The sequence below is a fragment of the Streptomyces sp. genome (assembly GCF_031181705.1).
Taxonomy (GTDB): domain Bacteria; phylum Actinomycetota; class Actinomycetes; order Streptomycetales; family Streptomycetaceae; genus Streptomyces.
Genome location: NZ_JAPSKN010000039.1, coordinates 16,004 through 39,325, shown reverse-complemented (window position 1 = coordinate 39,325; position 23,322 = coordinate 16,004). Strand labels below are relative to the sequence as shown.

The 23,322-nt window shown below is 71.9% G+C and carries 17 protein-coding genes and 2 tRNA genes; 4 read left to right on the top strand and 15 right to left on the bottom strand.

Annotation, left to right across the window (positions count from 1 at the left end; all coding sequences use genetic code 11):
- Positions 1 to 224: 224 nt before the first annotated feature.
- From RIN80_RS11040 to pgsA, 3 genes are read right to left on the bottom strand one after another with little or no spacing between them, the layout of a single operon-like run.
- Positions 225 to 1,388 carry a glycosyltransferase family 4 protein gene (locus RIN80_RS11040; RefSeq protein WP_309095363.1) on the bottom strand — a complete coding sequence of 388 codons (1,164 nt, stop codon included), beginning with the start codon at positions 1,386 to 1,388 and terminating at the stop codon, positions 225 to 227.
- Positions 1,385 to 2,293, bottom strand: a complete 909-nt coding sequence (locus RIN80_RS11035; protein ID WP_309095362.1) for a phosphatidylinositol mannoside acyltransferase — start codon at positions 2,291 to 2,293, stop codon at positions 1,385 to 1,387. The genes RIN80_RS11040 and RIN80_RS11035 overlap by 4 nt, the downstream gene beginning before the upstream one ends.
- Complete coding sequence (gene pgsA / locus RIN80_RS11030; protein ID WP_309095365.1) at positions 2,290 to 3,048, bottom strand: phosphatidylinositol phosphate synthase; 759 nt, start codon at positions 3,046 to 3,048, stop codon at positions 2,290 to 2,292. Before pgsA ends, RIN80_RS11035 begins: the two co-directional genes overlap by 4 nt.
- Positions 3,049 to 3,265: 217 nt before the next feature.
- Here pgsA and RIN80_RS11025 point away from each other — a divergent pair, with 217 nt between their 5' ends.
- The gene (locus tag RIN80_RS11025; RefSeq protein ID WP_309095361.1) at positions 3,266 to 5,464 is read left to right on the top strand and encodes an elongation factor G-like protein EF-G2; all 2,199 of its coding nucleotides are present in this window, start codon (positions 3,266 to 3,268) and stop codon (positions 5,462 to 5,464) included.
- Positions 5,465 to 5,635: 171 nt separating this feature from the next.
- Positions 5,636 to 7,303, top strand: a complete 1,668-nt coding sequence (locus tag RIN80_RS11020) for a hypothetical protein (RefSeq protein ID WP_309095360.1) — start codon at positions 5,636 to 5,638, stop codon at positions 7,301 to 7,303.
- Between the two features lie 99 nt (positions 7,304 to 7,402).
- Here the strand turns inward: RIN80_RS11020 and RIN80_RS11015 are convergent, their stop codons facing one another.
- The 4 genes from RIN80_RS11015 to RIN80_RS11000 all read right to left on the bottom strand — a co-directional run bounded on the left by RIN80_RS11015 (position 7,403) and on the right by RIN80_RS11000 (position 11,885).
- Positions 7,403 to 7,963, bottom strand: a complete 561-nt coding sequence (locus tag RIN80_RS11015) for an HIT domain-containing protein (RefSeq protein WP_309095359.1) — start codon at positions 7,961 to 7,963, stop codon at positions 7,403 to 7,405.
- Between the two features lie 67 nt (positions 7,964 to 8,030).
- Positions 8,031 to 10,007, bottom strand: coding sequence for a threonine--tRNA ligase (thrS, locus tag RIN80_RS11010; protein WP_309095358.1), 1,977 nt, complete (start codon positions 10,005 to 10,007; stop codon positions 8,031 to 8,033).
- A gap of 91 nt (positions 10,008 to 10,098) precedes the next feature.
- Complete coding sequence (locus tag RIN80_RS11005) at positions 10,099 to 11,322, bottom strand: hypothetical protein (protein WP_309095357.1); 1,224 nt, start codon at positions 11,320 to 11,322, stop codon at positions 10,099 to 10,101.
- Positions 11,319 to 11,885 (bottom strand): DUF4365 domain-containing protein, encoded by a 567-nt coding sequence (locus RIN80_RS11000; protein WP_309095356.1) that lies wholly within the window; start codon positions 11,883 to 11,885, stop codon positions 11,319 to 11,321. The genes RIN80_RS11005 and RIN80_RS11000 overlap by 4 nt, the downstream gene beginning before the upstream one ends.
- Before the next feature lie 170 nt (positions 11,886 to 12,055).
- Between RIN80_RS11000 and RIN80_RS10995 the strand changes: the two genes are divergently transcribed.
- The gene (locus RIN80_RS10995) at positions 12,056 to 12,784 is read left to right on the top strand and encodes a 3'-5' exonuclease (protein WP_309095364.1); all 729 of its coding nucleotides are present in this window, start codon (positions 12,056 to 12,058) and stop codon (positions 12,782 to 12,784) included.
- 81 nt (positions 12,785 to 12,865) lie between these two features.
- Here the strand turns inward: RIN80_RS10995 and RIN80_RS10990 are convergent.
- Together RIN80_RS10990 and RIN80_RS10985 are read right to left on the bottom strand one after the other, a co-directional pair.
- Positions 12,866 to 12,937, bottom strand: a tRNA-Val gene (locus tag RIN80_RS10990).
- 39 nt (positions 12,938 to 12,976) lie between these two features.
- Complete coding sequence (locus tag RIN80_RS10985; RefSeq protein WP_309095355.1) at positions 12,977 to 13,423, bottom strand: SRPBCC family protein; 447 nt, start codon at positions 13,421 to 13,423, stop codon at positions 12,977 to 12,979.
- Positions 13,424 to 13,484: 61 nt separating this feature from the next.
- Here RIN80_RS10985 and RIN80_RS10980 point away from each other — a divergent pair, with 61 nt between their 5' ends.
- Positions 13,485 to 15,905, top strand: a complete 2,421-nt coding sequence (locus RIN80_RS10980; RefSeq protein ID WP_375141664.1) for an SCO7613 C-terminal domain-containing membrane protein — start codon at positions 13,485 to 13,487, stop codon at positions 15,903 to 15,905.
- Between the two features lie 7 nt (positions 15,906 to 15,912).
- Here RIN80_RS10980 and RIN80_RS10975 read toward each other — a convergent pair whose 3' ends face one another.
- From RIN80_RS10975 to RIN80_RS10950, 6 genes are all read right to left on the bottom strand, one after another.
- The gene (locus tag RIN80_RS10975; protein ID WP_309095353.1) at positions 15,913 to 18,648 is read right to left on the bottom strand and encodes a Tat pathway signal sequence domain protein; all 2,736 of its coding nucleotides are present in this window, start codon (positions 18,646 to 18,648) and stop codon (positions 15,913 to 15,915) included.
- A 120-nt stretch (positions 18,649 to 18,768) separates the two neighbouring features.
- Positions 18,769 to 19,359 (bottom strand): hypothetical protein, encoded by a 591-nt coding sequence (locus tag RIN80_RS10970; RefSeq protein ID WP_309095352.1) that lies wholly within the window; start codon positions 19,357 to 19,359, stop codon positions 18,769 to 18,771.
- A gap of 7 nt (positions 19,360 to 19,366) precedes the next feature.
- Entirely contained in the window at positions 19,367 to 20,287 is a 921-nt protein-coding gene (locus RIN80_RS10965) for a carbohydrate ABC transporter permease (protein WP_309095351.1), read from the bottom strand.
- The gene (locus RIN80_RS10960) at positions 20,287 to 21,285 is read right to left on the bottom strand and encodes a sugar ABC transporter permease (protein WP_309095350.1); all 999 of its coding nucleotides are present in this window, start codon (positions 21,283 to 21,285) and stop codon (positions 20,287 to 20,289) included. The genes RIN80_RS10965 and RIN80_RS10960 overlap by 1 nt, the downstream gene beginning before the upstream one ends.
- On the bottom strand, positions 21,285 to 22,574 hold the full coding sequence (locus tag RIN80_RS10955) for an extracellular solute-binding protein (RefSeq protein WP_309095349.1): 1,290 nt from the start codon (positions 22,572 to 22,574) through the stop codon (positions 21,285 to 21,287). The genes RIN80_RS10960 and RIN80_RS10955 overlap by 1 nt, the downstream gene beginning before the upstream one ends.
- A 609-nt stretch (positions 22,575 to 23,183) precedes the next feature.
- A tRNA-Val gene (locus tag RIN80_RS10950) sits at positions 23,184 to 23,255 on the bottom strand.
- Positions 23,256 to 23,322 lie beyond the last annotated feature (67 nt).

Sequence of the window (23,322 nt, the reverse complement as noted above, 5' to 3'; positions counted from 1 at the left end):
TCCCGCGCCGCCCGGACCCGGTGTGGGTCCCACGCCGCCGAGCCCCGCGGGCATCCTGTGCCGCCGGGGCCCCGCTCCGCGTCCCGTGCCGCCCGGCAGCCGCGGCGAACCTCGGTCGAGCGGAGCCACCCGGCGGCGCGCCATAACGCCCGTCGTCAACAGCGCCCTCCCCCAGGCAACTCCGCTTCGGCAAGGCTTCAGTGGCTCTCGCCGGTCGACCCGGGTCAGTCCCGTGTCAGGCCCAGCCGGCCCCACCACCCCGTGGTCCGTTCGTCCTCGGCCACCGCTGCCGCGCCTGCCGTCACCGTCTCGTAGACGGAGAGGATGTCCGCGCCGACGGTCGACCAGTCGAAGCGGCGCACATGGGCGCTGCCCCGGTCGCGCAGTTCCGCGCGCCGCCCGGGGTCGTCCAGGAGGCGCAGGGCCGCGTCGGCGAGGGCGTCGGCGTCCTCGTTGGGGAAGAGCTCACCGGCCGCTCCCCGGTCCAGGACCTGGGCGAAGGCGTCCAGGTCGGAGGCGAGGACGGGCGCGCCGGCGGACATGGCCTCGACGAGGATGATGCCGAAGCTCTCGCCGCCGGTGTTGGGCGCCACGTACAGGTCGACGCTGCGCAGGAAGCGGGCCTTGTCCTCGTCGCTGATCATGCCGAGGAACTCCACGCGGGGGCGCAGCTCGACGGGCAGGGACTCCACCGCCTCCTTCTCGTCGCCGCGCCCGGCGACCAGCAGCCGGGTCTGCGGCCGGGCGGCGAGGATCTTCGGCAGGGCCCTCATGAGCACCGGCAGGCCCTTGCGGGGCTCGTCGATGCGCCCGATGAAGCCGATCGTGTCGCCCTGCCACTCGGCCTTGGGCTCGGCCTCGGCGAAGAAGCCGACGTCGACGCCGTTGGGGATCACCACCGCGTCCCCGCCGAGGTGCTCCACGAGCGTGCGGCGGGCGTACTCGCTCACCGCGATCCGGGCGCTGATCTTCTCCAGGGCGGCCTGGAGGATCGAGTAGGCGGCGATCATCGCTCGGGAGCGCGGGTTGGACGTGTGGAAGGTCGCCACGATCGGGCCCTGGGCGGCCCAGCAGGCCAGCAGGCCCAGCGACGGCGAGGTCGGCTCGTGGATGTGGATCACGTCGAACGCGCCGTCGTGCAGCCAGCGCCGGACCCGCGCCGCGCTCAGGAAGCCGAAGTTCAGCCGCGCCACCGAGCCGTTGTACGGCACCGGCACCGCGCGCCCGGCCGAGACGACGTACGGCGGCAGCGGGGTGTCGTCGTCGGCCGGGGCCAGGACGGACACCTCGTGGCCGAGGCGGAGGAAGTACTCGGCGAGGTCGCGGATGTGGAACTGGACCCCGCCCGGCACGTCCCAGGAGTAGGGGCAGACGATGCCGATCCTCACGGGCGCCCCTTCGCGGCGTCGAGATCCGCGAGCCACAGGCGCTGCAGCATGTGCCAGTCCTCCGGATGGTCGGCGATCCCGGTGGCGAAGGCGTCGGCCAGCGCCTGTGTCATGACCGACGTCTTCTCGGCGCGCGTGCCTGACTCGGGCACCTCGACCGGTGGATGGACCTGGCCGCGCATGACGGGCGAGTCGTCGTACCACAGGGTGGCGGGCAGCAGCAGGGCGCCCGTGTGCTGGGCGAGCAGGGCCGGTCCGGCCGGCATCCGGGCCGTGTCGCCGAAGAAGCCGACCTCGACGCCCGAGGAGGACAGATCGCGGTCGGCGACCAGGCAGACCAGGCCGCCGTCGCGCAGCCGCCGGGCCAGGGTGCCGAAGGCGCTGCCGCCACTGTGCGGCAGCACCTCCATGCCGAGGCCCTCGCGGTAGGCGACGAACCGGTCGTAGAGCGTCTCGGGCTTCAGGCGCTCGGCGACCGTGGTGAACGGGATGCCGAGGTGCGTGGTGAGCCAGGCCCCGGCGAGGTCCCAGTTGGCCAGGTGCGGCAGGGCGAGGATCACGCCCTTGCCGGCGGCCATGCCCTCGGTCAGGTAGTGCAGGTCCTTGACATCGACGCCCGCCCCGATGCGTTCCCTGCTCCAGGCGGGGAGGCGGAAGGACTCCATCCAGTAGCGCATATACGACCGCATGCCCGCGCGGGACAGCTCGGCGAGGCGCTCGGGGCTCGCGTCGGGCACCACGCGCGCGTAGTTGCTCTCCAGGCGCTGTACGCCCTTGCCGCGCTGCTTCCAGGCGGCGTCGGCGATGGTGCGCCCGAGCGTCACGGCCACCGGCTCGGGCAGCTTCTTGACCGTGCTCCAGCCGAGGCCGTACAGCGCGTCCGTCAGTCGGTCCTGGGCGCTCACGTGGCCGCCTCGCTCCCGTGTGAGGCGTTGTGCTGCTCGCCATCATCGTCCTGCGCGGCGGCGGCCGCCTCCTCGGCCTCGGCGGACTCCCTGCGGACCGTGACGACCCGCTGGATCAGCGTGACGAGGCTGCCCACGGCGACGATCCACAGGGCGACCGGCAGCAGGTACTGGATGCCCGGGACGCCGAACGCGTGCAGGCCGGCCAGGCCGGCCGCGACCAGGGAGATCACCAGCCGCTCGGCGCGCTCGACCAGTCCGTTCACCGCGACCGGCAGGCCGATCGACTCACCGCGGGCCTTGGTGTACGACACCACCTGCCCGCTGGCCAGGCAGAAGATCGACACGGCGCACAGCACCAGGTCGTCGCCGCCGCCGGCGTACCAGAGGATGAAGCCGCCGAAGACCGCGCCGTCGGCGACCCGGTCGAGCGTGGAGTCGAGGAAGGCGCCCCAGCGGCTGGAGCGGCCCAGCTGGCGGGCCATGTTGCCGTCGACGAGGTCGGAGAACACGAACAGCGTGATCACGACCGTGCCCCAGAAGAACTCGCCCATGGGATAGAAGACCAGCGCGCCCGCGACCACCCCGGCGGTGCCGATGAGCGTGACGGTGTCGGGGCTCACGCCCCGGCGGATCAGAAACGCGGCGAACGGTGTGAGGACACGCGTGAAGAATGCACGCGCGTACTTGTTCAGCATGGCCTTCCCGAGGGTCGGTGTCGCCGTCTGGCCCCTGCTGGCCACCGGCTGGCCCATCGTAGCCACGCGCGCGTGACGGCGAGGGACGGGCACCCGGACCCCTTTCGGGGGAACCCGCGAGGCCCCGGTGGGCGGCGGGGTGACGTCGTTCGTATGGACGCACCGTGACGACAGTGGGAAGGTCGAAAGACCGCGGGCGTCGCCGGAGCCGCACCGCACGCGGCTCCGGCTGTCCGCGCCCCCAGTGACCTCACCGTGCACGGGAGGCAGGATCATGGGCGACAAGGCACAGACACACCCCGGAGCCGCCGGCAGGGCACAGGCGGCCGACCACCCCCAGTCCGTACGGAATGTGGTGCTGGTCGGCCACTCCGGATCGGGAAAGACGACCTTGGTGGAGGCCCTCGCGCTGACCGCGGGGGCGGTGAACCGGGCGGGCCGCGTGGAGGACGGCGGCACCGTCTCCGACTACGACGAGATCGAGCACCGGCAGCAGCGCTCGGTCCAGCTCTCCCTGGTGCCCGTCGAGTGGGACGGCATCAAGGTCAACCTCCTCGACACCCCCGGATACGCCGACTTCGTCGGTGAGCTCAGGGCCGGTCTGCGGGCTGCGGACGCGGCCCTCTTCGTCGTCTCGGCCTCCGACGGCGTGGACGGCTCGACGCGCATGGTGTGGGAGGAGTGCGCGGCCGTGGGGATGCCCCGGGCCATCGTCGTGACGCACCTGGAGGCGGCGCGCGCCGACTTCGAGGAGATGACCAGGATCTGCGCGGAGGCCTTCGGCGCGGACGATCCCGACGCGGTCCTGCCGCTCTACCTGCCGCTGCACGGCCCGCAGGCGCCCGACGGGCACGCACCCGTGACCGGGCTGATCGGGCTGCTGTCCCAGAAGCTGTTCGACTACTCGACCGGCGAGCGCAAGGAGTCGGAGCCGGGCGAGGACCAGCTGCCGCTGATCGAGGAGGCCCGCAACCGGCTGATCGAGGGGATCATCTCGGAGAGCGAGGACGAGACCCTCATGGACCGCTACCTCGGCGGGGAGCCGGTCGACGTCAGGACCCTGATCGACGACCTGGAGCGGGCCGTGGCGCGCGGGGTCTTCTTCCCGGTCCTGGCCGCCGCCCCCGCGGTCGAGGGCGCCCGGCAGGGGCTCGGCACGGTGGAGCTGCTGGAGCTGATCACCGGTGGCTTCCCGACCCCGCTGGAGCACGAGACCGTGCGGGTCACGACGATCGACGGCGAGCCGCGCGAGCTCAAGCCGTGCGATCCGGACGCGCCGCTGGTCGCGGAGGTCGTGAAGACGTCCTCGGACCCCTACGTGGGCCGGCTGTCGCTGATCCGCGTCTTCTCCGGCACCCTGCGCGCCGACCAGACGGTCCACGTCTCCGGGCACGGGCTGGCCGACCGGGGCCACGAGGACCACGACGTCGACGAGCGGATCGGCGCGCTGTCCACGCCCTTCGGCAAACAGCAGCGCCCGGTGTCGCACGTCATCGCCGGCGACCTGGCGTGCGTGGCCAAGCTCAGCCGCGCCGAGACCGGCGACACCCTCTCCGCCAAGGACGACCCGCTGCTCATGGAGCCGTGGCAGATGCCCGACCCGCTGCTGCCGCTGGCCATCCAGGCGCACAGCAAACCGGACGAGGACAAGCTGTCGCAGGGGCTGGCCCGGCTGGTGGCCGAGGACCCGACGATGCGGCTCGAGCAGAACCAGGACACCCACCAGGTGGTCCTGTGGTGCCTGGGCGAGGCGCACGCGGACGTGGCCCTGGAGCGGCTGCGCAGCCGCTACGGCGTCCAGGTCGACGTCGTGCCGCACCGGGTGTCGCTGCGCGAGACGTTCGCGACCAGGGCGGCCGGGCGGGGCCGGCACGTCAAGCAGTCCGGCGGGCACGGGCAGTTCGCCATCTGCGAGATCGAGGTCGAGCCGCTGCCGGGCGGCTCCGGGATCGAGTTCGTGGACAAGGTCGTCGGCGGCGCGGTGCCCCGGCAGTTCATCCCGTCGGTGGAGAAGGGCGTACGGGCCCAGGCCGCCAAGGGGGTCGCCGCCGGGCATCCGCTGATCGACGTGCGCGTGACGCTGCTGGACGGCAAGGCGCACTCGGTGGACTCCTCCGACGCCGCGTTCCAGACGGCCGGGGCGCTGGCGCTGCGGGAGGCCGCCACCGACGCGAAGATCCATCTGCTGGAGCCGGTGGCCGAGGTGTCGGTGCTGGTCGGCGACGACTTCGTGGGCGCCGTGATGAGTGACCTGTCGGGCCGGCGCGGCCGCGTGCTGGGCACCGAGCAGACACCGGGCGGGCGCACCGTGATCCGGGCCGAGGTGCCCGAGATCGAGATCGGCCGCTACGCGATCGACCTGCGGTCGATGACCCACGGCACGGCCCGCTTCAGCCGCCGCTACGCGCGCCACGAGCCGATGCCGCTGCAGGTCGCGGACCGGGTGCGCGAAGAGGCGCGCGCCGCCTCGTAGTTGGCGCCCCGGCGCCTCCAAGTGCCCCCTTGAGGGCCCCGTTCCGGGTCGGCGGACGGCTTGCGGGCCGTCCGCCGACGGCCGCCGGTGCGTGCCGATACGCTGATGACCTGATCAACAGGTGTGCGGAGCGCGGAAGTCGGGAAGGCCGCAGATGCAGATGCGGCAGCGATGGGGGCGGCAGTGACGGACGGATTCGACTTCAGTCCCGGGGCCCAGGTGCCCGTGGCGGGCGCGAGCGGCCAGACGGCGGCGACCTACGCGCTGGCCGCGGCGGCATACCGGGACGACGAGGTCACCAAGATCCTCAACGCCGACAACGAGTGGCACCAGTCGAAGGTGAGCCCGCCGCGCCCCTGGGCGAAGATCTTCCGCCCCCGGTTCGGTGAGGCCTTCTCCCGCGCGATCATCGACCGCATGCTGGGAGCCGGGCGCAAGCCGGTCATCCAGTCGTTCGGCATCGAGCCGCAGGTCGTGGTGGAACACTGCCTGGCGGCGCACCGCATCCGCCGCGACCGCGACAACATGCTCTCGGCGATCACGGTGATCTGCGGGGTGCTCTTCCTGCCCGGCTTCCTGGTGTGGCTGCTGGTGTTCACCCTGCGCACCACCATGGCCAAACGGGAGGACAAGCGCGCCGGCGCCCTCGCCACGACGCTGCTGATCGCCGTCGGCGCGCTCGCGGTGCTGTTCCTGCTGCGCATGCCGTTCACCGGATTCTGGGGGTGGTACGGACGCCTGGCGATCGTCATGCCGGTGGTCGGCTGGTTCTGGGCCAAGCAGATCTGCGAGCGCACGGCCCGCGACCTGCGCGATCGCTGGTCGAGCCTGCTGTCCGGCGGTGGCGTCGGCGCCAAGATCCCCGAGGCGGTGCCGGGCACGCCCGGTGACGCGGCCGAGCAGGTCCGCAAGGAGCTGGCCCGGCTCGCCGCCGAGCAGCGCTCCAACTCGGCCTTCTACGCCGGTCCCAAGGGCATCCTCGGCATGGGCACGCGCTGGGGCAGCTGGCAGCTGGCCGAGGAGCTGGTCTCCGCCGAGCCGGGCAAGGACTTCCACCCTTTCCGCAGCTGGGACGTCATCGTGGCGATCCAGGGCGGCCTGGGCATGCTGGAACGCACGTCCATCAACACCGGCGGCTTCCCCAAGCCGACCATCACGCACTGGGTCGTCACGCCGATCGGTGAGAAGGCGACGGAGGTGTCCCGGCCGAGCGGCACGGACGTCGACGCGTACACGGTGCGCACGCACGCCGTACAGGAGATCTGCAACAAGCAGCAGTTCGGCAGCGGCGACCGGCACTACCTGGGCGTGCAGTGGACCCTGTGGGACGGCCACCTGGTGATCACGATGCTGATCACGGTGACCGTGCTGCACGACACGCTGCGCATCGAGGTCACCGGTCACGCCCTGGGCCCGGTCAACTCCCTGTTCAACGAGAAGCCCGCGGCCAGGGAGAAGACGGTGCAGAAGGCACTCCGCTTCTGGGAGACCCGCACCGTGAAGCTCCCGCTGATCGACGCCGACGAGGTGGTCCGGCTGGCCGCGCGGGCCCCGCTGACCTGGTACCCGCCGCTGCTGAACTGGCTCGGCGGGAGCCTGACGCTGCCCGAGCCGTTCGGTCTGCGGCACGCGTGGGCGGACCAGCCGTGGCGGCACCGGTTCATGGCGGACGACGCGCTGCGGGCGGCGACGCCGGTGCTGCGGGTGGTGCACGCCGCCGCGCTGAAGGTGCTGCGGGAGAACGGCGTGAACGTGGAGAAGTTCGGGGCGCGGTCGGCGGCGCTCAGCGGGGCGGTGCAGGAGGCTTCGCCGAAGAAGGCGGACGTGTACGACGCGTAGTCGATCGTCAGCGGATCCCGGGGGCCCCGCCCCCGGACCCGCGTCGGCCCGCACGGCCTCGTCCGCGAGCGCCGGGCGGGCTGACGGGAACCGCCGGGCTCAGGTGCTCGGCCAGGCCTCCGCCAGCATCTTCCGCGTGTCGGCGAGCAGCTGCGGCAGCACCCGCGTGTGCCCCACCACCGGCATGAAGTTCGTGTCCCCGCCCCACCGCGGCACGATGTGCTGGTGCAGGTGCGCCGCGATGCCCGCGCCGGCGACCGAGCCCTGGTTCATGCCGATGTTGAAGCCGTGCGCGCCGGAGGCGGTGCGCAGGGCCGTCATCGCCTGCTTGGTGAGTTCGCCCAGCTCGGCGGTCTCCGCGGCCGTCAGGTCGGTGTAGTCGGCGACGTGCCGGTAGGGCACGGTCATCAGGTGCCCGCCGTTGTACGGGTAGAGGTTGAGCACCGCGTAGACCTGCTCGCCGCGGCGGACGACGAGCCCGTCCTCGTCGGACTTGGCCGGGATGGAGCAGAAGGGGCAGCCGTCGCCGGCGCCCGGGCCGGTCGGCTTGTTCTCGCCCTGGATGTAGGCCATCCGATGGGGCGTCCACAGACGCTGGAACGCGTCCTGCGTCCCCACTCCCAGCTGCTGCTCCGGCTCACTCGTCATGCAGTGCAGCATATGGCGTCGAACTGGGGGGACGGCAAAGGCCCCCGGGGATCGCCCCGGGGGCCCGTGCGCCGTGCGATCAGACCTGCGCGCGCTCCTCGACGACCTTCTGGATCTTCGCGATGGCCTCGTCGAAGGGGATGCCGTTCTCCTGCGAGCCGTCGCGGTAGCGGAAGGACACCGAGCCCTGGGACATGTCCTCGTCGCCCGCGATGACCATGAAGGGCACCTTCTGCTTCTGGGCGTTGCGGATCTTCTTCTGCATCCGGTCGGAGGAGGAGTCGACCTCGACCCGCAGGCCCTGCTTCCGGGCGGCAGCGGCGAACTTCTCCAGGTACTCGACGTGCGCGTCGCCGATCGGGATGCCGAGCGCCTGGACCGGGGCCAGCCAGGCCGGGAAGGCGCCCGCGTAGTGCTCCAGGAGCACCGCGAAGAAGCGCTCGATGGAGCCGAACAGCGCGCGGTGGATCATGACCGGGCGCTGCTTGGAGCCGTCGGCGGAGGTGTACTCCAGGTCGAAGCGCTCCGGCAGGTTGAAGTCGAGCTGGATGGTCGACATCTGCCAGGTGCGGCCGATGGCGTCCTTGGCCTGGACGGAGATCTTCGGCCCGTAGAAGGCGGCGCCGCCCGGGTCCGGGACGAGGGGCAGGCCCTGCTTCTCGGCGACCTGGCGCAGCGTCTCGGTCGCCTCCTCCCAGGCCTCGTCGGAGCCGACGAACTTCTCCGGGTCCTTGGTGGACAGCTCCAGGTAGAAGTCGGTCAGGCCGTAGTCGCGCAGCAGCTCCAGCACGAACGTGAGCAGCTTGTCGAGCTCCTCGGACATCTGCTCGCGCGTGCAGTAGATGTGCGCGTCGTCCTGGGTGAAGCCGCGGGCCCGGGTCAGGCCGTGCACCACGCCCGACTTCTCGTACCGGTACACGGTCCCGAACTCGAACAGGCGCAGCGGCAGTTCGCGGTAGGAGCGGCCGCGCGCGTCGAAGATCAGGTTGTGCATCGGGCAGTTCATGGGCTTGAGGTAGTAGTCCACGCCCTCGTCGAGCTGCATGGGCGGGTACATGCCGTCGGCGTACCAGTCCAGGTGGCCCGAGGTCTCGAAGAGCTTCCCCTTCGTCGCGTGCGGGGTGTAGACGAACTCGTAGCCCTCCTCCTCGTGGCGGCGCCGCGAGTAGTCCTCCATGACCCGGCGGATGATGCCGCCCTTGGGGTGGAAGACGGCGAGGCCGGAGCCGATCTGCTCCGGGATGGAGAACAGGTCGAGCTCGCTGCCCAGCTTGCGGTGGTCGCGCTTCTCGGCCTCGGCGAGGAACTCCAGGTGCGCCTTCAGCTCGTCCTTGGTCGGCCAGGCGGTGCCGTAGATGCGCTGGAGCATGGGGTTCTTCTCGCTGCCGCGCCAGTAGGCGGCCGCGTTGCGCATCAGCTTGAACGCCGGGATGTTCCGGGTGGTGGGCAGGTGGGGACCGCGGCAGAGGTCCTTCCAGCACAGCTCGCCGGTCTTGGCGTCCAGGTTGTCGTAGATCGTCAGCTCGCCGGCGCCGACCTCGACGTCCGCGCCGTCGTCGCTGGACGCGGAGCCCTTGAGGCCGATCAGTTCCAGCTTGTACGGCTCGTTCGCCAGCTCCTCGCGGGCGGCGTCGTCGGTGACCACCCGGCGGGAGAAGCGCTGCCCGCGCTTCTGGATCTCCTGCATCTTCTTCTCGATGGCCTTGAGATCCTCGGGCGTGAACGGCTTCTCGACGTCGAAGTCGTAGTAGAAGCCGTCCTTGACGGGCGGGCCGATGCCGAGCTTGGCCTCGGGGAAGAGCTCCTGCACGGCCTGCGCCATGACGTGCGCGGTGGAGTGGCGCAGGATGTTCAGGCCGTCCTCGGAGGAGATCTCGACGCCCTCGACCTCGTCGCCGTCAGACAGCGCGTACGACAGGTCCCTGAGCTCACCGGCCACGCGCGCGGCGATGATCGAGCGCTCGCCGGCGAAGAGCTCGGCGGCCGTAGTGCCCGTCGTCACCACGCGTTCTTCCCGCTCGGAATCGCGTTGGATGATCACACGGACGTCTGACACCGGTCTCTCCTGACTGAAGGGGGCTGCGGCGCCATACCGGAGCGCACGCACGAGTAAGGATCGTACCGACCCGGGACCGCCCGGGGCGAAATCAGTCCCCGCAGTCCCCTCCGCAGGCCTCCTCGAAGAAGTCGAGGTTCTCCTGGAGCTCCTTCAGCAACCGGTCCCGCTCGGCGTCGTCGACCTGCACGGGGGCGACGCCGTGGGCGCCGGTGAGGCGGCGGAATCCGCCCCGGCTCTCCAGCCTGCCGTGCACCCGCACCGGCAGCCCGACCAGGTGGGCGTGCCCGGCGATCCGGTACGCCTCCTCGTCGAGGGCGATCCGGACGTGCGGCACGTCGGCCCCGGCCAGGACGCGCAGCCGTACGGTGCCCTCGCCGCGCGGTCCCGACCGGCGCATCCGGGTGACCGCTCCGGTGATCCGCACCGGTACGGCGGGCTCCTCGCGCAGGTAGCGGGCACCGGCCTCGCGCAGCGCGGGCAGGTCGCCGGGGGAGAACTCGACGGGCTCGGCGGTGGGCGCGCACCCCTCGGGCACCCCGGCCGCCGGGGCCCAGGCGACGGCGATCCGGGCGCCCTCGGTGCCCCGGACGAGGGCGACGAGGGACTCGGTGAGCTCGTGGCTCACCCCGGCCTCGACCGCCGCGTCGAAGACGTCCATGCCGCCGGTGGCGCGCTGGTAGTCGATGGCCTCGCGGGCGGCGAACAGGGCCTGGTGGAGGCGTACGGCGAGGGGGCGGCCGCCGGTGACGGGCACGAAGGCGGTGAGCCGGCCGCCGGTGGCGGAGCCGACGAGGACGCCCTCCAGGGCCGCCGCGGCGGCGCGGCGGTGGCGGGCGCCGTGGTAGCCGGTCCGGGCGCGGGTGGCGAGGGCCGCGGCGAGCAGCATCCGGCGGGCGGCGGTGCGCAGCCGTTCCTCGGCGGTCCAGGGCGCCGCGCCCGCGGGCCCGGCGGGCACTTCCTGCCACCAGCGGATCTCGTCGCTGGGCACCGCGAGGGAGACGAGCACCTCGCGGGCGGAGGGCGAGCCGCTGCGGGAGAGGGCGAGCAGGGCCTCGGCGAGCAGGTCGTCGCTGTCGGGGAAGGCGTGGCTCTCGGGCACCAGCAGGCTCGTGCCGCCGCCCGGCCCGGGCGGGGTCCAGCGGCCGTACCGTCCGGGGGCGCCGCCGCGGCGCTGCCAGCCGTGCCGCCGCAGCAGGGCGCCGAGTACGGCCGGGTCGACCGCGCCGGGCTCGGGCGGTGGGCCGCTCCAGGGGGTGTCCTCGGGGTGGGGCCGGACGGGCCTCGCCGGTTCTCCGGTCGGGCGGTGCGTCACGGTCTTCCTCCCGTCCCGACCCGCGTCATGATCTCGCACAGCGCCCGGTCGTCGAAGATGCGTGCTGTCGGTATGCGCACGGTGGTGCGGCGGCGGCCGGTGATCGGGTGGCCGGCGAGGTTGGTCCAGTAGCAGCAGTGCCTGAGGTCGAGCCGGTCGTGGCCGGCGCGCAGCCAGTCGTCCTGCGACCGGGGCACCAGCATCACCACCAGGATCTTGTGCACGGACACGGGGGTGCGGGCGAGCTTGGCCAGGTGGTCGTTGTCGAGCGTGAAGGAGAAGGCGTGGCCCGGGGGGTGGGGCGGCACCTGGTAGGTCGCCTTGAGCTGCACCTTGATGGTGACCTCGTCGTCGACCGTGTGCCCGGGTGCGCTGTGGCTGACGTGCCAGTCGATGCCGTTGTCGGGGAAGGGCTGGGACAGCGAGCAGCCGGCGGCCGCCGCGACGGCGTGCAGATAGCCGACCTGCAGTGTCTCCATGCAGGCGGTGGTGGCGAGAGAGCCGCGAGGGGCAGCCGCGCTTCCGGGCAGCAGCCCGCCCCGTTCGGGCTGCGCTATGGCCATGGCCCAACAGCCTTCCAGAACAAGTGAGTCCCCGCTGCGGGCCGCTGAACTGCGGCGACCCGTACTCCTGTTGTCTCCTTCCGGCGTACGGCGCAAACAGGGCGGGTATCACCGGATCGGGCAGCGGACGGTATGTCAACTGCCGAAGGTGAACGAGGGGTTGTGTGGCTATGACGACGTGCTGGTTCGAGGGGCCGCTGGCCGCCTTCGACACGGAGACGACGGGCGTGGACGTCGAGACCGACCGGATCGTGTCGGCCTCCGTCGTCGTCCAGGACGCCCCGGGCATGCGGCCGCGGGTCAGCCGGTGGCTGGTGAACCCGGGAGTGCCGGTGCCCGCCGAGGCGACGGCGGTGCACGGGCTGACGGAGGAACACCTGCAGCGCAACGGCCGGTGGCCGGCGCCGGTGATGTACGAGATAGCCGAGGCGCTGGCCGAGCAGGCCCATGCCGGCCGTCCGGTCGTGGTGATGAACGCCCCCTTCGATCTCACCGTGCTGGACCGGGAGTTGCGCCGGCACCGCGCCTCGGCGCTCGGCCGCTGGTTCGAGTCGGCGCCGCTGCTGGTGCTCGACCCGAGGGTTCTGGACAAGCACCTGGACCGCTACCGCAAGGGCCGCCGCACCCTGGCCGACCTGTGCGCGCACTACGGTGTCGCGCTGGAGGGCGCGCACGACGCGGCGGCGGACGCCGTGGCGGCGCTGGAGGTGACCCGGGCGGTGGGCCGCCGGTTCGCGTCCCGGCTGGAGCGTCTCGCGCCGGGCGAGCTGCACACGCTGCAGGCGGTCTGGCACGCGGCGCAGGCCCGGGGCCTGCAGGCGTATTTCGCGCGCAGCGGCGTGGACGAGGCGGTCGATCCGGCCTGGCCGCTGCGCCCGGACCTGCCCGCGGCGGCCTGAGCACGCGGCACGGGACAGCGCCGGCGGCACCGGGCGGGCATGAAAAAACCGGTCCGCCTGCGGCGGACCGGCTGTTTCCGGTGGGCGATACTGGGTTCGAACCAGTGACCTCTTCGGTGTGAACGAAGCGCTCTCCCACTGAGCTAATCGCCCGGGAACGCACTGAACAATACAGGTCCCGGCGCGCTTCCTTCAAACCGTTCGCAGGTGCCGGAGCAGTCCGCGCCGCCCCGACCTCATCATCAGGGCGTGGTTGGCGCGGAAGACGGGCCGTCCCGGTACGGCGAACCGCCTCAGCAGCGGCTTGGTGACGCTCACCACCTGGTCGTACCGCGCCAGGCTGCCCGTCCCGCGCGGTGTGACCGTCCAGCGCGCCCAGCCCTCGATGTCCCCGGACACGGCGATCTCCAGCACCCCGTCCCCGGGGTCGTGCCGCACCTCGCGCGCCGTGAAGGTCATGTCGTACGGCAGGACGGAACGGATCCGGATCACCCCGGTGGTGTCGTCGAGCCGGGTCACCTCGCGGACCTGGCGCCACCAGCGCGGGTAGTCCTCGGGGCGCCGCAGCACCTCGTACACGGCCGTCGGGGGTTCGGGCAGGGTCCACAGGCTGCGGAAGCGGTAATGGTTCCAGTCCATGTCCGCAGTCTGCCCACTCGGGGGAGGGTCCGGCTGAGTACGCGCCTGAGTATCCGCGCTCATGCCCGGCGCGGTGACGCGGGACACACTGCGTGTCATGACGCACCTTCCGCCCCCGGCCGAGGAACTACGGCTCCTCGACGCCGAACTCCGACAACTGGACGCCCGCCGGGCCCAGTTGCTGACCCGCCGCGCCTGGCTGGTCGCGGCCCTGCAGCAGACGCAACGACCGTCGCGGCCCTGGGCGCACCCGCGGACGCCGTCCGCGCCACCGCCCCGCCCGGAGGCGGCGGCGCCCAGCGTGCAGAACGTGCTCCTGGTGCTCGGCGGTGTCCTGCTCACGCTCGCGGCCGCGGTGTTCACGCTGGTCAGCTGGGGACACATGGGCATCACCGGGCGGGCGCTGGTGCTCGGCGCGGTGACGCTGACCGCGCTCGCGGTGCCCGTTCCGCTCCTCAAGCGGGGGCTGCGCTCGACGGCCGAGTCGGTGGCGGGGCTCGGGCTGGCGCTGACCGTCCTCGACGCGTACGCCCTGCACGAGGCGGCCCTCGCCCGGACGGGCGGGACCGGGTACGCGGCGGCCGCCACGGCGGTACTGGCCGTGGTCTGGGCGGTGTACGGCCGGCTGCCGGTCACAGCGGCACTGCGGCTGCCGCTGCCCTCCGCGCTGGCGGCCGCGCAGCTCCCGCTGCTGCTGTGGGCCGTGGCCGCCGACGCGGGACCGCATGCCGTCACGGCGGCGTTGCTGGTGACCGCCGGACTCGACGCGGTCGCGGCGCTCCGGGTGACGGCCGTGTCCGTGCGGGTCACGGCGGTCGTCGGCGCCTACGGCACGGGGGGCTGGGGCGTTCTGGGCGCCGGGTGGCTGTCCGTGACGGCCGACGGTCCGGGCGCGGCCGCCCGGGCGGGGGTGCTGCTCCTGCTCGCGGCGGGGATCGCGCTGGGTGCGGCCCGGCGGGATTCGGGTACGGCGCACACGCTCGGCCTGACGATCACCTCGGGGCTGCTCACCGTCGCGGCGCTCGGCGCGGTGCCGCGCACGGTGGTGCCGTCGCAGTGGGTGGTCCCGGTCCATCTGGTCCTGGGTGTGGCCCTGTTGGGGGCGCTGCGGGCCGTGCGGCTGCCGGACGCGGTGCGGCGCGGCTGGGTCTGGGCCTCTGCCGTCGTGCAGGGGCTGGCCCTGCTGGGGACGCTGCCGGTCCTCGCCCTGGTGGTGCTGGGTCCGGCCGGGTGGCTCGGCCGGGTGTGGAGCGGTGCGCCGTCGGACGCCCGGGCGGCCGTCACCGTGGACGCGCCCTGGCCGTCGGACGCGGCGACGACTCCGGTGGCGCTGCTGCTGGTCGCGGTCGTGCTCGCGCTGGTGGTCCGCAAGGAGCAGTGGCGGTCACGCGCCCGGCTCGGTGCGCTGGGTCTCCTCTGGGCGGCGGCGCTGTCGCTTCCCGCGATCCTCACGGTTCCGTACGCCGCGGGGGTGTCGGTCCTGGCCGTCCTGACGGCGGCCGCGCTGCACACGGCCCGGACCACCGCGGCCGAGGCACGGATCACCGCCCTCGTTCTCGCGCTGGTCACGGCCGTCGACCTCACCCTGCTCTCCCTCGCCGCCCGGACCGCGACGCTGGTCGTGCTGTCCGTGCTGACGGCCCTGCTCGCCGCGTTCTCCTGGCGGACGGCACTCACTCCGTTCACGGCTCCGGCCGCCCTGGTGTACGCCGCCGCGCTGGCCTCGGCCACGGGCGCCGCGGCCAACTGGCCACCGGCCCGTACGGCGCTGCTGGTCCTGGCCGTTCCCGCGGTCGCCGCCCTGCTCGCGGCGCGTCCGGTCGAGCGCCGGACGGTCGTGGCGGTGGAGGTCGCCGCCGCCGCGACCGGCCTGCTCGCCGCGGGCCTCGCCGTCACCGACCCGCCGCTGCTCGCCCTGGTGCTGGCCCTGTGCGGGGTGATCGCCGCGGGTACCGCGCTGCGTCCCGGCCGCCGGCCCGTCGGTTACGCGGCCACGGCCCTGTTCGTGCTGGCCGCGTGGGTGCGCCTGGCCGCCTGGGACGTGTCCGCGCCCGAGGCGTACACGCTCCCGGTGACCGTCCCGGCCCTGCTCGTCGGCGCCCTGCGCCGGCGCCGTGACCCGCGGGTCACGTCCTGGACGGCGTACGGCGCCGGACTGGCCGCCACCCTCCTGCCCAGCCTGGTCGCGACCTGGGCCGATCCGCACTGGACGCGCCCGCTGCTGCTGGGCGCGGCGGCGCTGCTGGTGACCCTGCTGGGCGCCCGGCACCACCTCCAGGCACCGCTGGTGCTGGGCGGAGCGGTGCTGACCCTGGTCACGCTGCACGAACTCGCCCCGTACGTCGTGCAGGTGACCGGGGCACTCCCCCGCTGGGCGCCTCCCGCTCTCGCCGGGCTCCTGCTGCTCGCACTCGGGGCGACGTACGAGCAGCGGATCCGGGACGTCCGGCGGATGCGGGAGGCCCTCGGGAGGATGAACTAGCCGCCGGTCAGGGCATCCTGTCGCCGAGCAGGGCCAGATTCTCGATCGCGGCGAGGCCGTACAGCGAGGTGTCGTTGGTGGAGACCCAGGGCGCCTCGCTGCCGGGCACCAGCGTCAGCGGGCCGCTGAGCTTCTCGGTCCTCCAGGGCGCGGACTCCTTGTAGCCGTCGGAGTTGTAGAACTTGTCCCAGGCGCGCCGGGCGAGTTTCTCGTCGCCGCTTAGGACGGCGGCGTAGGCGTCGAGGCGCGAATGGCCCTGGAAGAGGATCAGGGAGCCGAAGTTGCTGCCGTAGCGGGCCGCCTGCTCGGTCTTGGTGGCGTTGAAGTAGCGGCAGTAGTCGAGGTAGGCCTCCTTGAACTCCGGCATGTCGACGAGGTCGATGAGCTCGGCGCACAGTTCGTTGAGGCCGAAGACGGCCGACAGGTGCGAGACCTCCACCTTGGGCTGGGCGGCGACGGCGAACCTGCCGGTGTCCAGGTCGTACAGGCCGCTGCCCTGCACGAAGCCGTTGGGCTGGGCGGCGATGGTCTCCATCGTGGACAGCACACGCGCCCTGGCCTTCTCCCACTTGGGGCCCCTGCGCTCCCACTCGGTCAGCCACGCCGACACCAGCCCGCTCCAGTCGGTGCCGAAGCCGATCGACAGGGCGTGCCGGTCGGGCGTGTACGGCTCGGTGCGGATCTTGCGGAGCGGGTCGAGGGCGAGGAACGTCTCGTCGGAGTCGACGTTGGCGTGCATGAGGTCGCCGACGCGTTCGTCCGCCGTGAGGAAGTAGTAGTAGCGCCGGTAGGTGGTGTTGGCGATGCGCTGCTGCTTGGCGCTGTCGGCCCAGTGCTGCACCCCGTGCCGGGTGCCGAGGCCCGCCCACTTGCCGAGGTGGTAGACGTCGACCTCGCCGGTGTGCCGGGTCATGGCCTCGGCGAAGCGGAAGACGTCGGCGCGGCCGGAGCGCAGGTACGCGTACCAGAGCCACAGGTCCGGGGACAGCTCGGAGTTGTCCCAGGCGTAGCCGCCGACGTCGTAGCGCCACTGGTGCCGGACGGTGTCGTAGGTGTGCATGATGTCGCCGTAGTCCCAGAAGCCGTACCACCGGCGCATCTCCACCTGGTCCTTGTAGTAGGTGAAGAGGAAGTCCAGGTGGTCCTCGATCCTCGCCTTGGCCGGGGTGGACCGGTCGGGCTCGGCGAACAGGCCCTTGCCGAAGACGCCCGCCTCGATGAGCTGTTTCGGCGGGGCGGCGAGCTGCGGCAGGACCCGGACGGCCTCGGCCTGCCCGGCGAGCGTCTCGGCGCTCGGGGTGGAGGCGTTGGCCCAGAACAGCAGCTCGGAGGTGCGGGCGATGCCGTAGGGCGTGCCGAACTCGGGCTCGTAGTCCTCGTAGGTGATGTTGAGGCCTTCGAGCTGCTCCGGAAAGGAGTCCTGGCCCATGCCGTCGTGGTAGAAGCGCATGTCCATGGGCTGCGCCTCGGGGGACCAGAGCCACAAGGTGACCTCGGCCGCGTCGGTGTGGGCGTCGCGGATGTCGAGCTGGGCGGGGAACTTCTCCCAGAAGTCGCGCAGACCGAAGGAGAGTCCGCCGCTCACGCCGCCGACGTAGCCGAATCCGGAGGCGCGCCGGCCGCCGCCCGCGCCGATCCAGCCGTACCCCTTCTTGGTGCGCTTGCGCACGGTGAAGCCGTCGGCGGAGAGCTGGGAGAGGGTGTAGTCGCCCCACTCGGGGATGTACTGCAGGCGGGTGGTGACCCGCTGGTCCCAGGTGGCCGGGTCGGGCAGCTTCCTGCCCTCGTACTGAGCCGCCTGCACGGCCGCGCCCGGATCGCGGCGCAGCCCGGTGATGCCCTTGACGGCCTCGCGCAGCAGGCCGGTGCCGTCGCCGCCGATGCGGACGTGGCGGTCGTAGGACTCGTCGCGCATCGGCACGGTGAAGCGGACGCCGAGGCCGCGGACGAAGTCGCCGGACGCCTTGCCCGGCTTCTGGGTGCCGTCGTAGGTGATGGTGTGCACCATGCGGAAGGAGTCGGCGCCCGCGTAGAAGTAGAGCCGGACGGAGAACGGCAGCCAGCTGCGGTCGCCCTTGCGGTGTCTGCCGTCGATGCGGACGACCGCCCGGACCGGGCCCTCCTGCTCGACCTGGACCTTGGAGAGGACGCCGTCGAAGCGCTCGGTCCTGACCGTGCCCTGGTCCTCGTCCTCGAACTCCGGCTGGCGGATCAGCACCAGGCGGCCGTTGCGGGCGATCTCGGTCGAGCCGCGGGTGACGGACTTGACGAGCGTGGAGCCGGACTTGCCGATCCTCACGGTGATGACGCCGGTCGAGATGTCGATGGTGCCGCCGCGTTGATCGACGGTCACCTTCTTCTCGGGCGCGGCGGGCGCGCCGGCCGCGAGGGTGAGCTTGCCGTTGCCCGAACCCACCGCGTGCGCGGTCCACTTGAGGGAGCCGTCGGGCCAGTACGCGATCGGCCACGACTGCACGGGCACGGCCTTGCCGTCCGCGTCCGTGAGCGCGAAGGTCTGGTCCTCCTGGTAGGCGCCCTTCGGCCAGGGGACGCCGACGGTGGAGCCGGGGGCGGCGCCGAGGCCGCCGTCCTCCAGCCAGTCGAGAACCACCGGGCCGGCCCCGGCGGGCTCGGCCGCGGGCGCGGCGTGGGTGTCCTGCGCCCCCAGCGCCCAGCTGAACTGGGCGGCGGCTCCGGCGACGGCGGCGGCCTTGAGGAGGGATCTGCGGGGGATGGGAGACATAGGGGTTGCTGCCTTTCCTCGTCCGTGCGGGATGGGAATCCGTGCGCGTGTTCTGGTCAGGGGCATGACAGACAGAGGCGCGGCGCCCGGGGCGCCGGCCTGGGTGGGCGGGGACCGCCGTCAGTGGTGCCGGTACCGCTCCTCCACGGCGACGGCCGCCGCCGCGACGGCCCCGAGGACGGGGATCGCCAGCGGCGTGGCGAACCACGCGGACAGCGGCACCACGGCCAGCCCGGCGACGATCAGGAAGGAGCCGGCCGGATCCAGCACGGTTTGCCGCCCGGCGTGCGCGAGCAGCGTCCGCCAGCGGGCGCCCGGTTCCCAGACCGCCGAAGCGCGCAGCCCGGCCACGACGAGCCCGATCAGCGCGAGGACCCCCAGAGCCCCGACCACGGGCCCGCCGGGAATTCCCGCCCGGGCCGCCTGGACGTCCACCCACACCGCGACCGCCGCCGCCCACCCGACGAGGCCCACGAGCCATCCGCGGCGCAGGGCCGTGCGGAAGTCGGCGACGAACTCGCGCAGACCGCCGCCCTCGTGGGCGGTGCGGCGCCTGAGGTGCCGCGCCCCGGCGGCGAAGGCCGCCGGGTACGTCACCACGCCCAGCGAGGCCACCGCGATCCACACACCGGTCAGCAACGCCTCCGCGAACACCGCGAACCGCTCGGCGAGCAACGACTCACCACGTGCTTTCACCCGTGTCCCGGCCATGCCCGCCTCAGCCCTTCAGACCCGACGTGGCCATGCCGTCGATCAGATAGCGCTGGAAGGCGAGGAAGAAGGCGAGGACCGGCAGCAGCGCGACCAGCGACATGGCGATCATGCCGCCGTAGTTCGCCACGGCGTCCTGGTCCACGAACATCTTCAGCCCCAGCGAGACCGTGTACTTGTCGGGCTCGTTCAGGTAGATCAGCGGGCCCATGAAGTCGTTCCAGGAGTTGATGAACGTGAAGATGGCGCTGGTGATCAGCGCCGGACGGCACAGCGGCAGCACGATCGACCAGTAGATGCGCAGGTGCCCGCAGCCGTCGAGCCGGGCCGCCTCGTCGAGTTCCCTGGGCAGGTTCCGCATGAACTGCACCATGAGGAAGACGAAGAACGCCTCCGTGGCCAGGTACTTGCCCAGCAGCAGCGGGGTGTAGGTGTTGATCATCTCCATGTTGCGGAACAGCACGTACTGCGGGATGAGCAGCACGTGGTACGGCAGCAGGAGCGTGCCGATCATCAGCGTGAACAGCAGGTTCCGGCCCGCGAACCTGATCTTCGCGAAGGCGTACGCGGTCAGCGAGCAGGACACCAGGATCCCGACCACGGAACCCACCGCGAGGATCAGCGAGTTGGCGAAGAACGTGGAGATGGCGATGTCCGCGATGCCCTCGCCGAGCCGCGTGTAGTTCGTGGTGATCGGATCGCCCGGGAAGAGGTCCAGGCTGCCGACGATGTCCTCGCTCTTCTTGAACGAGGCGCCGACGACCCAGACCACCGGGTAGAGGATCACCCCGAGGACCAGCAGGGAACCGACGTGCCAGGCGACGGACCCGGGAAGCCTTCGGCGCAGCGCCCCGGTGGCGGGCCCGGTCTCGGCGGCTGGTGGGGGTGCCCCCCGATCGAGCGGAGCCGAGAGATTGGGGGAGCTCATCAGGCACCCTCCTCGTAGTGCACCCAGCGCTTCTGGGACCAGAACAGCACCGCCGTCACCAGGGCGACCGCGATCAGCAGCAGCCAGGCCATGGCGGAGGCCAGACCCATCCGGCTGTTCTCGAAGCCCTGGACGTAGAGGTAGCAGGTGTAGACCATCGAACCGTCGGCCGGACCGCAGGCGTTGCCTCCGGCGCCGCCGCCGACGATGTACGCCGAGCTGAAGATCTGGAACGAGTGGATCGTCTCCAGCAGGACGTTGAAGAAGAGGACCGGCGAGATCATCGGCAGGGTGATGTTCCAGAACCGCCGCAGCTTGCCGGCTCCGTCGACCTCGGCCGCCTCGTACAGCTCCCGCGGGACCTGCTGGAGACCGGCGAGGAAGATGACCATGGGAGCGCCGAACTGCCAGACCGTGAGCGCCACCAGCGCGTAGATGATCATGTCCGGGTCGCCGGTCCAGCCGCCGACGTCGATCCCGAACAGCTTCTGCGTACGGTCGACGACCGCGTCGTCCGAGAAGATCGCCTTCCACACGATCGCGACGGAGACGCTCGCCCCGATCAGCGAGGGCGCGTAGAACGCCGCCCGGTAGAAGGCCTGCCCGCGCCGCTTCTGGGCCAGGAGCAGCGCCACGCCGAGCGCCGCGATCAGCTTCAGGGGCGTGCCCACGACGACGTACCACAACGTCACCTGCACCGAGTGGCGCCAGCGGGGATCGCCGAACATCTCGGAGAAGTTGTCGAGGCCGATCCACTTCGGCGGGTCGAACAGGTTGTAGTCGGTGAACGCGAAGTAGAGCGAGGCGATCATCGGGCCCGCTGTGAGCAGCAGGAACCCGGCGATCCACGGGGACATGAAGAGATAGCCGGCCAGGTTCTCCCGGCGCCGCCGCCGCTTGAGGGCGGCGGGGCGCGCGGGCTTCACCGGACCGTGCCGCGGCTCGGAGTCCTGGGACAGGCCCTCCATCGCAGGGGCGTGTGTCACGGTGGTTCCCATCAGGTGCCGAGAGCCGTCTTCGACTCGGTGAAGAACTGCTTGACGGCCTCGTCCACCGACCGCTTGCCCAGGCCGAGCTCCTCCGCGATGCGCAGGAACGCGGACTCGCAGATGTCCGCGCCGTTCGGGTGCGGCGTGATGGGCTCCAGGACGCCCGCATCCACGAGGGACTCCTCGTAGGCGGCGATCGCCTTGTTGACCTCGTCGGTCGGCTGGTACGCGTCGAACTGCGCCTGGGTGGCGGGCACGCCGCGGTCGTAGCCCATGATCTTGGCGACCTCGGGGTCGTGCACCATGAAGTCGATGAAGCGGGCGACTTCTTCCGGGTGCCGGGTGCGCTTGGAGGCGCTCAGCATGAGGGAGCCGAGGTACTGGCCGGTCTTCTTGCCGTCGGTGGTGGGGATCGGCGCCAGGGCGTACTCGCTCCTGCCCTCGGCGCTGTAGCGCACGGTGAAGTTGTCCCAGGTGAACTCGCTGCCGCAGAGCTCCGCGGCGAGCGCCGACTTGGGCTTGATCTGGGCGACCTTCTTGGGGTCGGCGTAGAGCCCCTCCTCGACGCCCTTCTCGGCCCTCGTCCACCAGTCCGTCAGGTCCGCCTCGGTGAAGCCGAGTCCGTCCTCGGTGAAGAAGGCCTTGCCGTTCTGGCGCAGGTAGAGGTCGTAGAGGTACATGACGCCGTACATGCCGCTGTCCCCGGCGCGGCCCGTCCTGTCACGGATCCTCTTCATGCCCGCTTCGAAGTCGTCCCAGGTCCAGCCCTGCTCGGGCTTGACTCCGGCCTTGGTGTAGACGGGCTTGTCGATGACCAGGGCCATCGAGTTGGAGCCGACGGGGACGCCGAGCAGCTTGCCGTCGATCTCGCCGAACTTCTCGAGACCCGCCCGGAATCCCTCCATCCGGAGGTTGCCCGCCTCGACCTGCTCGCTGAGATCGAGCAGGACGTTCTTCGCGTCGTATTTGCGGAGGAAGCCGACGGCATTCTGGAAGACGTCCGGCGGATTTCCGCCGGAGGCCTGCGTGTTGAACTTCTTCCAGAAGTCGAGATAAGGCTGGAAGTCCGTTTTCACCTTGATCTTCGGGTACTTCTTCTCGAAGAGCGCGATCGTCTTCTTGATTCTCTGGGCCCGGTCCTCCGCGCCCCACCACGCGTAACGGATCGTCACCGTCCCGTCCGCGGACGCCCCTCCGTCGCCACCGCACCCGGTGGTCGCGGCCAGCCCCAGCGTCGCCGCCGTGGCCCCGGCCGCCTTCAGAACCGTACGTCTCTCAACATTCCTGCCATTCACCACGGTTGGACCTCCCCGCACGTTGCCCCGCTCGCATGAATCGTTTCAAGTAAGCGCTTGCTGGCACAAGTTACGGAGGGGCCGATGGTGCGTCAATGATTCGGACAAGAATTTCTCGGTGAAGGGGCGGGGTGCCGGGCCGGGCGAGGCGGTGACGGCGAGTGCGGGGCACGCGGACGCCGCTGGTGAGGTGCCTGCGGCCGACTGGGCGAGCGCGGCGGGAGCGCCCGACGGGTTTCGGGGGCGACCGAAAGGCGACGGTGGAGCGGAGGGGACAGCGGGACAGCCGGTGACCGTTTCCGGCCAGACGGACGGTGAGCCGGCGGGCAACAGCGCGTGACGGAGGCGGGCGGAGCTGCGGATCTCGTGGGGTGCGACCACGGTCCGGTGGAGCGTGCCGTGTCCGATCTTGCGCGCCCTGCGGGGCATGTCGTGTCGCCGGGAAACGGTCGAGGCGGTTCAGGGCGGTTCGGCGGTGCGGTTCGGGGCGGTGCGGTGACCGCCCGCAGGGGGGCCGGATCCGCACGGGCGACACCGCGCGCCCGCCGGCGTCCCCCCGCCCACAACGACGGCGGCCCACCCGCGTTGTCGCAGGTGGGCCGCCGTTCCGGGTGGGCGATACTGGGTTCGAACCAGTGACCTCTTCGGTGTGAACGAAGCGCTCTCCCACTGAGCTAATCGCCCGGACGCAGGAAGAACATTACCCCATGTCAGGGGGTGCCTGGGACCATCGGCCGACGCCGGCACCCCC

Bases quoted from the DNA above. Each gene is read 5' to 3' on its own strand.
- RIN80_RS11025 (WP_309095361.1), top strand. From the start codon at position 3,266: ATGGGCGACAAGGCACAGACACACCCCGGAGCCGCCGGCAGGGCACAG.
- RIN80_RS10980 (WP_375141664.1), top strand. From the start codon at position 13,485: ATGCCCGGCGCGGTGACGCGGGACACACTGCGTGTCATGACGCACCTT.
- pgsA (WP_309095365.1), bottom strand. From the start codon at position 3,048: ATGGGCCAGCCGGTGGCCAGCAGGGGCCAGACGGCGACACCGACCCTC.
- RIN80_RS10985 (WP_309095355.1), bottom strand. From the start codon at position 13,423: ATGGACTGGAACCATTACCGCTTCCGCAGCCTGTGGACCCTGCCCGAA.
- RIN80_RS10960 (WP_309095350.1), bottom strand. From the start codon at position 21,285: ATGGGAACCACCGTGACACACGCCCCTGCGATGGAGGGCCTGTCCCAG.
- RIN80_RS10975 (WP_309095353.1), bottom strand. From the start codon at position 18,648: ATGTCTCCCATCCCCCGCAGATCCCTCCTCAAGGCCGCCGCCGTCGCC.
- RIN80_RS11015 (WP_309095359.1), bottom strand. From the start codon at position 7,963: ATGCTGCACTGCATGACGAGTGAGCCGGAGCAGCAGCTGGGAGTGGGG.
- RIN80_RS11020 (WP_309095360.1), top strand. From the start codon at position 5,636: ATGGGGGCGGCAGTGACGGACGGATTCGACTTCAGTCCCGGGGCCCAG.
- RIN80_RS10965 (WP_309095351.1), bottom strand. From the start codon at position 20,287: ATGAGCTCCCCCAATCTCTCGGCTCCGCTCGATCGGGGGGCACCCCCA.
- RIN80_RS10995 (WP_309095364.1), top strand. From the start codon at position 12,056: ATGACGACGTGCTGGTTCGAGGGGCCGCTGGCCGCCTTCGACACGGAG.
- RIN80_RS11000 (WP_309095356.1), bottom strand. From the start codon at position 11,885: ATGGCCATAGCGCAGCCCGAACGGGGCGGGCTGCTGCCCGGAAGCGCG.
- RIN80_RS10970 (WP_309095352.1), bottom strand. From the start codon at position 19,359: ATGGCCGGGACACGGGTGAAAGCACGTGGTGAGTCGTTGCTCGCCGAG.